This is a genomic window from Caulobacter sp. P1_B12_2, from assembly GCF_056406675.1.
In genome coordinates this window covers 1-11259 of sequence record NZ_JBFTZS010000115.1, presented here as the reverse complement: position 1 = coordinate 11259, position 11259 = coordinate 1, and the positions used below count along the sequence as shown (strand labels likewise).

General features: G+C 66.4%; 4 protein-coding genes. All 4 read right to left on the bottom strand.

Annotated features, from left to right (window positions below):
• Positions 1 to 5657 (bottom strand): LysM peptidoglycan-binding domain-containing protein (locus tag AC1DZ6_RS09425; RefSeq protein WP_477096931.1); only part of this gene is annotated, 5657 nt, incomplete at its 3' end.
• 9 nt (positions 5658 to 5666) lie between these two features.
• Positions 5667 to 6848, bottom strand: a complete 1182-nt coding sequence (locus AC1DZ6_RS09420; RefSeq protein ID WP_477096930.1) for a ComEC/Rec2 family competence protein — start codon at positions 6846 to 6848, stop codon at positions 5667 to 5669.
• Positions 6845 to 10381, bottom strand: coding sequence for a hypothetical protein (locus AC1DZ6_RS09415; protein WP_477096929.1), 3537 nt, complete (start codon positions 10379 to 10381; stop codon positions 6845 to 6847). The genes AC1DZ6_RS09420 and AC1DZ6_RS09415 overlap by 4 nt, the downstream gene beginning before the upstream one ends.
• A gap of 157 nt (positions 10382 to 10538) precedes the next feature.
• The coding region (locus AC1DZ6_RS09410; protein ID WP_477096928.1) for a glycosyltransferase at positions 10539 to 11259 on the bottom strand (721 nt) is incomplete at its 5' end.

The following is an 11259-nucleotide window of genomic DNA, read 5'->3' as shown; positions in this document are numbered from 1 at the left end:
AGGTTATAGCGCTGCGCCACCTGGGCCAGGGTCGACGGATCCGCGCCGTAGCCCGTGAAGTAGTCGAGGGTCGGCAGGGCCACCACGCTCAGCGGCTGCAACAGCGTGGCGGCGGCGCGGTTGGCCCAGGCCAGGCCCTGGGGGCCCATCTGGCCGCTCGGCGTCTGGGCGGCGAAGCGCTCGGCGAGGTTGGCCAGGGTGTCGCCCGGCTGGAGCGTGCGGCTGAAGCCCGGCAGCACGATGTCCTGTCCCACGCGGATGCCGCTCTGCGGCTGGATCCGTCCGAGGAACTGCTGGTAGTAGGCCCAGGCCTGAGCGATCTCGGGCGCCTGGCCGCCGATCTGTTGGACGGCGAGATAGGCGGCCAGCAGGTCGATGCTGTCGCCTTGCTTGTAGCCATAGACGCTGTCGCCGGTCTGGACGATGGCTCCGCCGGTGAGGCCCGCGACGGGCGCGGTGACCGTCGCGCCGGGCGCCAGCTGGCTCCAGACCACGCCGCTGTTCAGGTCGACCAGCCGCTGGCGGTACCAGTCCAGGAACGGCCAGTCGAAATCGGTCTGGTTGCGGACGGTGTAGCGCGCGGCCAGCCGGCCGGCCGCCGCGCCGGACGGACCGACCAGGTCGGTCTGGTCCACGCGATAGGCGAAGGTCGGGCCGAAGGTCGCCCCGGTCGGCCCCGCGCCGGGCGCGAGCCAGATGTCGGCGCCGGGCGCCAGCAAGGTCGGGCTGGCCGCGTTGGGGTTGCCGGTCAGACCCGTCGGGCTGGTGGGATCCTTCACAGGCTTGAACAGCGAGCGGACGTCCTTGACCCCGAACCGGTCGGCGATGCCCTGCAGGCTGTCGCCATTGCCGACCTGGTAGCGCACGTTCTCGACGCCCAGCGTCACACCGCGGGCCAGCGGATAATCGGCGTTGGCGGCCGCGATCGTCTCCACGGAGACGCCGACCGGCACGGTGACGTTCGCCCCGGCCCCGACCGCGTGGTGCGACGCCAACAGTCCGGTCCAGTCGTTGGCGCGCCGCACGGCCGCCAGGCTGACGCCGAACCGGCCGGCGATGTGCTCCAGCGTCTCGCCCTCGCGCGCCGAGACTTCGAAGCTGATCCCGCCGAAGGCCTCGGAGATCGTGGCCAGGGAGTCGTCGGCGGTCACGCGATAGGGATAGGCGTTCATCAGCGTGATGGCTTCGCGCGTGACGCCCGACGCCAGCATCGCGAAATAATTCTCGAAGATGACCTGGGCCATCGAACCGATCACCGGGCTCGGCCCATCGGCCAGGCCCACGGGCCCCTTCGGCGCGTCCTGCCCGGCCTCGCCCGCCGTGTCGCGCGTGGGGTTGTTGGTCAGCTCGTTGAAATAGGCCTGCAATGCGTCGACATAGGCCTGTGTGACCTCGTGATGGGTGGCGAAATCCACCTTGTCACGGCCCTCGGCGGTCATGGTCAGCGCCGGGATCATCGGGAAGATGGTGGTCGAGACCTGCGCCGCGCCCGGCTGGGCGCCATCCTCCGGCTTGGGCGCGCCCAGGGCCGCCGCATAGGCATGGGCCGTGCCGGTCGCGCCCAGCGGCGAGCTGACCTTCAGGACGAAGTTGCTGGCCAGGAAGTCCGTGACGGCCTTGTAGGTGAACGACGCCTGGCGGTTGGCCGGCTCGGCCAGGTAGTCGGCGATCTCCTGGAGATGGGCGATGGACACCGAGCCCTCGGGCGCGGCCCCGAACACCGCGCTGTCCTGTTCGGCCTTGAGCGCGCCGATCGTCCAGCCCAGCACGGCGGCGACCAGCTGATTGAACGGCGCTTCGGCGTCGTCTTCGCTGGCGCCCTGAACCTCGGCGGCGGTGCTCGCCCCGGGCTTGATGCCGTTGCGGATGTACAGCGGCAGGACGATTTCCAGATTATTGCCGGCTTCCCCGACCGTGGCCCGGGCGTGGACGGTCTCGCCCTCAGCCACCGTCACGCTGGGCGCGACGATGATGTCGATCTCGATCGGGCCGTTCGCCGGACCGCCGGTCGCCGTCCAGTCGAACGTGACCTGTTCGCCGCTCTCGCGACGCATCGCCGCCAGCAGGTGCGCGGCCTTGATCTGACGGGGGCGATAGCCGGTCCGCTGGGACAGCAGCAGGTGGCGCTGCTCGCTCTCGCCGCCGCTCGCGATGGCCCAGGGCGCGTTGCTGGCGTGGCCGATGGTGAACGACAGATCCAGGTCCAGCGAGAAGCTGAAATGGATGGTGATGAACAGGATCTTCAGCGACGCCGACACCTCGACCGTCAGGGCCAGCTCGATCTCGGTGGGCTGATAGGACTCCAGCAGGATCGTCGCCATCGCCGACGCGGTGACGTCGACGCGCACCTGGATGATCACGAAGTTCACTTCGCCGAACAGCTTGCCGACCAGGGCGACCGAGCCCCTGACCCGCAGGAACATGTCGCTGGGCGTGGCCCGGTCGTTGGGGTTGAACCAGGCGACCGTGCCTTCCAGGATGCCGGTGACGGCCAGGGTCGCTCCGGCCTTGAGCACGCCCTTGTCGATCGTCTTGCCGACGCCGATCGACAGGCCCAGCCCGAACTCGATGACCGGCGAGAAATTGCCGTTGGTGATCTTGGGCACCGTGCGCGAGGTCTGGCCGTCCAGCAGCGCGAAGTAGAAGCCGCCGAAGCCCACGAACGGGAACAGCTGCAGGCTGAACGACCCCGAGAAGTCGGTCCCGACCGGGAAGCCCGCGTCGACCCGGAAATTGCCGTTCGTGTAGATCTCCAGGGCGATGTTCGGCAGGGTGATCGAGGCCGCGCCCAGCTCGATCTGCCGCATGGCGTCGGGCAGTTTCAGCTTGATCAGATAGACGCCGATGTCGTCGGTGACCTTCTTGTACAGGATCTCGAAGGCCAGCCCCGCCAGCGACTTGGCCTTCTCGCCGGCCAGCGCGACCCGCAGCCCGTAGAGCACCGGATCGTTGAACACCCCGGCCAGCGAGACCGTCTCCATCAGGGTGAAGTCGGCGCCGATCAGCCAGTTGCCGTCGCCCGAGAACCGGATGGCCRGCAGGTTGGCCAGCGGGTTGCCGTCCTTGCCGTCGACCTCGGTGAAGTCGGCCTCCAGCGCCTTGATCACTTCCAGCACGGTGTTGAAGGTGCGCGCGTCGCGGAAGGTGACGTTCTGACCAAGGCCCAGATAGCGCAGGTCCAGCAGTTGCTTGCCCTTGCCGGGCGGGGCCGGCGGCGGGTCGTTGAGCAGGTCCCAGCTCAGCGGATCGGCTTCGGTATAGTCCTGATCGACGAACCGGCCGGTGATCGAGATGTCGACCGTCCGCGTGCCGGCCCGGTTCACATAGGTCAGGCCGATCGTCTTGATGTTGACGATGCCCAGGTTCAGGTCCGCGCGGTAGGTGATCCCGATCTCGCGAGTGTCGAGATTGATCACCAGGCTCAGATTGTTGAAGCTGATGTCGTAGAGAACGTCCCACGGCGACGACAGCCGGAAGCCCGAACCGCCGTCGACCAGGGTCAGCAGATATTCGAGGATGTCGCCGAAACTGACATTGCCGATGGCGACGTTGAGGATCTGCTCGCCGGCCTTGTTGCGGCTCAGGACCGCCGTCAGCGTCCGGCCCTTGTAGTCGAGCGCGAACGTGTAGGTCTTGTTGCCCAGCACATCGAACGAATAGATCACCGACAGGGCCAGCGCATCGACGTGCACGGTCCCACGCAGCTTGCCCGAATATTGGTTCTCCGGCTTCTTGAACACCGCCGCCAGTTGGAACTGGGCTTCGAGGTCGAGCGCGATCGAGCCGAGATTGAACGCCCATCCGACGGTCGTATCGAAGTCGAGCTTGCTGGCGCTGGTGTCGTAGGCGACCTGCAGGCCGCGCAATTGGATGTCGGCGACGGGCCCCAGCACGTCGGCGAACCGGCCGGCGTCGACGCTGGTCAGCCACTGGCCCAGGGTCGGCAGGCCTGACGCGGCGCCCAGCAGTACGGGCGTCGACGCATCGACGGAGGCCGCGTTGAACAGGGTGAAGTTCGAGGCCACGGCGGAGGGCGGGACGCCGCCCGTCAGCAGCCAGCCCGCGTCCGCTCCACGATAGTCCGCCGAAACCGCCAGCGGCAGGTTGCCGATCGCGAAGCCCGCGCCCAGCGAACCGGTCACGCTGTTGGGCGTCACCTGCACCCCGAACGAAGCGCCGGTCAGCTTGATCTGTGGGATGATGATCGACAGGTCGGTCTGGATCGCCCCGTAGAACAGCAGGGTGCGCGCGCCGGTGTCGATCTCGAGGCTCAGGGCCGTGACGTCGACGCCCAGGTCGGGATCGAAGCCCGAGAAATGCTTGACGATGGCGTCAATAGAGGCCGGCTGGTCCTTGGGTTGATCCAGCACCGCGCTGATGACGACGCTGGGGATCGTCGCTCCCTTGGAGGCGCTGATGTCCGCCCGCGCCGCCAGCCTGATCAGGTCGGCGCCCGCCCCCTTCGACACGCGCCGCGCCGAACCGGCGTCCGAGATCACGAACGCGCCGGAGATCATCCCCGTCAGGAAATAGGCGGCGAACGGATCGGCGACGGACCACGAGATCTCGACGTCGCTGATCTTGCCGCCCGGCAGCGGCAGCGGCCAGTCCTTGGTGTATTTGACGCTGAAGCCGATCAGGCCGATCGACGGCTTGCCCTTCTCCATGACGATGCCGACCGTCGCCGACGCCAGGTACATCGAGGCCAGCGCGTCGATCCCGGCGGGCAGGGAAAGCTGGACGTCCTTGGCGCCGATGAAGCTCAGCAGCGAGGTCACGCCGTCGGCCAGCGTGTAGTCGGTGGGGTTGGCGATCGTGATCGTCAGGACCCAGATGGTCGAGCCTTCCATCACCGGCCCGGTGATGTTGAGCTTGGGAAGGCTGCCGATCGTGATCGTGCTGGCCACGCCGGCGAACGACCTGTCGGGATCCTCGCCGCTCTTGTCGTCGGTCGTCAGGACCAGATCGACCGTGGCGAGTTGAGAGATCGAGTAGTGGGTGTCGCCGCTYAGAGCGATCAGCGGGAACTTGCCCGCGCGCATCGTGATCTGGCCCGACAGCGCGATCTGCCTTTGCAGATAGTCGCCGACATGCGCGCCCAGCGCCCCCTTGGTCGGATCCAGCTCCGCGGCCAGGGACAGCCCGGCCGGAGTATCGCCGCCCTCGACGGTCGAGACCGTGAACACCGGCTGACTGATCCCGATGTCGCCGTAGAAGCTGTCCTGCCAGACCAGGCCAGGCTCGCCCTTCTTGGACCCATAGAACTTCGGCAGCGCCGCAAAATTGCTGGCGAACGTCCAGGCGGCGGCGTCGGTCGGAATCGCGGTGGCCACCATCGTCACCGTCGGACCGCCCGCGCCCTGGACCACCCGGCATATGATGCTCACGGCATAGCTGACGGCCGCCTTGTCCTTGGGCTGGAACAGGTCGGCGTCGCCGCGGATGGCGACATAGCCCTGCCCCGTCTCAGGCTGGATGAGGGGCGCGTCGCCCTCCGCATCGACCCGCAACTGGGACAGGACGAGATAGTCCGCCAGCGTCCCGGCCTCAGGCAGCAGCGCCTTGTCCAGGACGATATATTTCCCGCCGGCCGGTCCCTGGACCGCGTCCTGCAACAGCTTGATCAGTTGATCGAGGTTCTGAACCGGCATCGTCATGACCTGGGGCTAGGTTGATACCGGGACGGGTGTCTCATCGATGCCGGGCCAGACATTCGTCGGCGAGTAAGCTATCGCCGCGAGCGCTTGCCCCTCGAATTTCTGCAGCAACCAAGCTACCCCGATGTACTGCCCCTTTTCGTATTGCAGAGACTTGCCTTTTTGATTGTTGGCTTTGAGCGGTTTACTCGAAGTCACCACATACCAAAGATTTGAAAACATCGCTTTCTTTATGGATTCTGAAACATAATCCTTTTCATCGTTCCTGGAACTCGTAACCCAATGTTTCATAAAATTCTCCTTTAGAGAATTTGCCCTATAAACATTCTCCAAGGCCTGATGGTATGGATGTGACCAATAATAATCACCGCTGACGAAAGCGTATTTCGGCTTCACGATTTCGGGCCACCATTCAGGCGTCCCTTTCTTGCTGCCATGGTGAGCAAGCTTTAGTGCATCGCACTGTAGAAATTCGTAGTCTCCGTAAGCGTACCATTCCTTCAACTTGTGACCGATCGTCGTAGGCTCGGCGTCGCCCAGCAACATCAGCTTGAAGTCGTCATATTCGAAGATCAGGCACAGGCTTTTGGGATTGGGCGCTTCGCGGCCGGCAAGTTTCGGGAAGTTCGAGCTGATCAGGAAAATCTTCAGAGCGCCGCCGACTTCGGTCCAGCGTGGCCCCACCGCGCCATCGACACCGCTTTGCGGATCATGATCCTGGTTGTCGAGCCGCGTGATGAGGGTCTGATCCCCAAGCGCCTCGGTGATGATCAGCCACGGATCGCCCTGCTTGGCGTAGTTGGCTTCCGCCGAGCCGAAGACCAGGCCTTTCAACTTCAGCGTCGTGCCCGCCTTCCACCCGCCTATCGTTTCCCAGAGCTTCTCGCCCTCCAGCCCGGTTCCATTGATCAAGGCGGCGATCATGTTCCAATGGTCGCCGTCCGGATGCGTTATGAACAATTTACTGATCTGCGGCTGATCCAGACCTTCCAGGGTGGAAGATTTCGAGATCAGGCGGACAAGAATTTCCAGGGATTGATAGGGCGGATTATCGCCGTTGAACTGACGCTGCTTGTACCCGAAATCGATCAGGTAGTTTTCGAAGTCGTCCCCTCCGGCCTCTCCGACCTCGAGATAGGTGCAGTCGCCCTGGCCGACGTCGAGGAAATACATGTCCATGGCGCCGGTCATGACGGGTCTCCGTGATCGAGCAGCACGGCGGCCTCGGCGGTCTTGTCCCTGTCCTTGGGCGCCGCGTCCTTCTTGTAGGCGGCGTACCAGCCCAGGGCCGAGCTGTTGCTCTGCGGGTCAGGGTCGCCGAACAGCAGGACGTTGGTCCGGCCGCCGGGCGGGAACTTCAGCCCCAGGAAACCCAGCGAGACATTGCGGAACCGCATGAGGTAGCTGCTGTCCGCCGGGTTCAGCATCATCTCGATCTTGCCGATGTCGATCCCGAGTGGTCCGGCGATCTGGATGGAGCGGCCGTCGGACCCCGGCAAGCGCAGGCCCGAAGCGACGTTGTAGGCGTTCTGCGACGGCGCCCAGGCCGCCAGCAACGTCGTCGTGATCGCCGCCTGCCCCGCCAGCGCGCCGCGCGAGCCCAGGTTCAGGGTCATTTCCAGCCCATACCATTCCGAGCCGAGCGACCCCGCCACCAGCGGCGTGTTGACCGGCAGATAGCCCAGTTGGGCCGGGGTGGCGGTCTTGGCGGGCGGCGGGGGCGGGCCGGACCGACCGGTGGGTCCCGTCATCGCCTGCGGCGTGTTCTGCAGCATGCGCGAGACCGACAGCGGGAAACGCCGCGCCAGGCTTTCGGGACGGGCGCTGCTGGCCGAGGCGTCGAACGACATCTGCCCGGCCTCGAAGCTGAAGCTCCGATCCGTGGGCTGGTAGCGATCGAAGTGCATCGCCACGAACATGTTCGAGAAGGCCAGTTCGCTGGATCCCGCCTCGCCCGCTCCGGATGAGAGGGGGCCGAACGAGAACAGGTCGAAGCCCTTCAGCAGCTGGAACCCCATCGCGCCCCAGAGCAGGAAGCGCGAGGTCACCTCGACGGTCGACGGCGAGCCGGCGTGCGGCTTTTCGGTGATGAACTGGGCCTTGGTGACGACCACCGAGTCCAGCACCTTGCTGGTGATCCCGAACGTCGAGCGCCCCTGCTGGGTGAAGGAGTAGCTGTCGGTCCCGCCGTGCTTTTGCCAGGCGCCGTTCAGGATGATGTTGTTGCCGCGCTCGCCGTCCACCAGCGTCGCCGTCTCGCCGAACAGCTGGGTGATCAGCAGTTCCACCTGGCTGGCGAAACTGGCGATCTCCGAGTTGGCGAACAGGATCTTCAGCGACAGGACCTTGAAGTCGTAGGGCTGGCCGTTGAACACCAGGTCGGCGGGATCGACGTAGAAGATCAGGCCGAACACCGCGCTGTCGCTGAGCCAGATCCGGCCCTGCTGGACGGCGAAGGGCGACAGGTCGATCCCGAAGTGGTGGGCGCGGAAATCGGGCGAGGAGATGCCCGCGGCCAGGCCCTCCAGGTCGGGCGGCAGCTTGCTGGTGGGCACGAAGGCGTTGAGGAACAGCGCCCCGTTCCAGGGCGGGCTGTCGGCGCCGGCGCCGCCCGCATCGACGATGTTGCCGACGAAGTTGGCGAATTCACTCTCGCCCCGCTTTACCGCATCGCGGGCGTCCGCGACGATCTGCTTCAGCCGGGCCTGGGTGCGGGCGGGGTCCTTGTTGAGCAGGGTCGGCAAGGTCCACGACCCCGGGTCGTCGATCAGGTCGGCCAGGCTGCGGTCGGTGAATTTCAGGATGAAGATCGTCTGCTCCACCCCGTCCGCGTCGGTCCAGCGCRTGGGGGACAGATCGAAGGTCCAGCCGTTGACGGTGAGTTGCGCCAGCGCCGCTTCGCGCAGCAGAAGTTGGCCCCAGGTGATGCCGGGCGGCGTCGGGAAGTGGGCGCTGGTCGGGATCTGCTGGTCGAAATCCGCCCCCAGGGCGATCTTCGCGTCGGGCTCGAAATAGGCGCGGCCTGTATAGACGCCGGCGCGCTGCAGCAGGCGGACCTTGGCCAGCAGCCCCGCCGTCGCGCCATACAGGGAGAAGACGTCTAGAACCGCCTGCCGGACCTGATAGGGAACCGAGGCGTGCTTCTGCAGGGCTTCCGGATCCGAGATCACCAGGAACAGCTGGCTCTCCAGCAGGGCCGTGCGAAGCGTGGCGTCGATCTCGGTCAGCACCAGTTCCTGGAAGCCGCCCTCGTTGGAGGTGGTCTGGGCCAGCTTGAGGCTTTCCCACTTCGTCCGGTCCTTGGAGAACACCGACAGCAGCCCTCGGGCGGTGACGGCGCTGACGACTGGCCCCGTGGGCCCCGTGATCCCGCTGGGCAGGGTGGCGCCCAGAGGCCCGCCCCGAGCGAGAATCTCGGCGTTGAAGTTGATGTCGGCGATCGCCGCGAAGCGCGTGGGCGCCAGAAGCTGGTTCTCGAACTGCTCGTAGACCGCGGCCGGCTGTGAGCCGTCCGGCCCGACATCGACGCCGGCGTAGGGTCCCACCGGAAACGAGGCCTGGGGCGCGCCCAGCACCCCGGTCGCGCCGCCCGGCTGCAGGTCCTCCGGCGGAATGAACCGTCCCAACGGGGGCGAGAAGACGTTGAGGAACGTGCCGGTGGGTCCGGGCGAGTACAGCCCCGAAGCCTGGGGCTGCGAATAGTATCCGCGAGCCAGGCCCATGGTCGGCCCCGGGACGGTCTCGATCGGATAGAGCCAGGCGGTGGTGACGGGATAGGGCGAACCGGGGCACGCCGAGGTCATCGATCGCGGGCCGGCCCCACCGGTCGCGCCCTCGCCCGCGAACCCCAGGGCGAAGGCCGGCGCGTCGGTGACGAAGCGCAGAATCCCTGAATCGCCGACCCGGCCGAATTCCAGTCCCGAAAGCCCGAACAGCAGGTCCAGGTTGGTGTCGCCGACCGGTTCAGGGTCGAGACCGATCTGCCAGTCGCCCTTCGGCGTCGGGTAGAAGGCCTGCGCCGCAGGATCCCACTGGTAGCCGATCTGCGAGCGATCGGCGATCGGGGCGATGGTGATCGCCTGGCCCAGGGTCGTGCGCAGATTGGTGCGATAGGCGTTCGTGGAACTGCCGGCGAAGGTCAGCCCGCCGCGCGGGTGGAAGGGGCGCCCGGGATGGAAGGCGCCGGTCAGCCGCTCGACCCGGCTCGCGCTGGGGCTGATCACCGGATAGCGCAGCGCGCCCAGCCCCGACGGTCCGCCCTGCGCGAAGAAGTACCGAACCGACATCGCGAGCACGGTGCTGGGAATCTCGACCTTGAGGTCCAGCCAGCCCGAGGCGTGGTCCAAGCTCGCCGCCGCGGGATAGCCGCGCCCGTCCACCTCGATCCTGGCGTCCGGGAAGTGGGTCGAGCGCGCCGCGCGATGCGTCGCCGCTCCCGCTTTCAGGCACAGGACGGGGCCGCCCAGGGGGATGCGCACCGCCACCGCCACCGCGCCGTTCAGGTCGAGCGCGATCACATGCGGCGGCGTGTCGGGATCGGCGTCGTGAACCCAGGCGAAACCGCCGCCCGCCGTGTCCGGCAAACGATGACGCGAAGACTTGCTTCTGGCTTCGAGGATGCTGACGGCGACGGCGGCGGTTTCACCGGAATCGATTTGGAGAGCGAACAGCAGCCAGCCGGGCGCGTCGTCGCGAAGGTCGTCGCGCCCCGAGCCCGCCTCCATCGCTTCCTCCGAACCCAGATTATGCAGGTGGGCTCGCGGAATGCGCCTCGGGCGCAGGGGAGACGAGCCTCGGCTAAGCTAACACGATCAATGCAACCTCAAAACGAAATTATTAGATATCTGCTACCTGGACGTTTTGAGCGATAAACGTGTGATTTCACGCAATATTGACCCTGGGTTTATGTGCGATGATGGCCTCCAGGCGACGGACAGCGGCTTCGGCGGCCTTCTCCCAGCTCCACAATCGTTCGACGTCCCGCCTCGCCTTTCGGCCCCTGGCGCGCGCCGCGTCCTGCGCTTCGAACACCTCGCGCAGACGCTCGCGAAGGTGGCCCCAATCGGGCTCGGCCCAGTCGCCCAGCCACTCGCCGACATTGTAGAACCACGGATCGTCGACCGGCGTCATGGCCGCGACGTGCAACGGATAGCCGTTGGTCTCGTCCAGATAGTCGACCGGCGCGCTGTAGCGGGTGGCGATCACCGGCAGGCCGGTGGCCATGGCTTCCAGGATCGGCAGGCCCCAGCCTTCGGCGCGGGTCGGCAGCACGAAGGCGTCGCATTGCCGATACACCGCGGCCATCCCTCCCCGACCGACCGGCTGGCTGGGCCTGACCGCGGGCAGGCTGCCCGGCGCGACGTCCAGGCCGCTCAACGCGTCCTCGATCGAGAAATCGGGCAGATAGGGATTGTGGGCGTGCAGGATCAGTTCGGCCTTGGCCCCGTCGAAGGTCGAACGGAAACAATCCACCAGCCCGACTATGCCCTTTCGCGCCTCCCACTTGCCCACGCAAAGGAACCGGAAGGGTTCGCCGCCGGGGCGAGCGTCCGCCACCGCTTCGGGAGCAAAGAGCACGGTGTCGACGCCTTCGGGCACCACG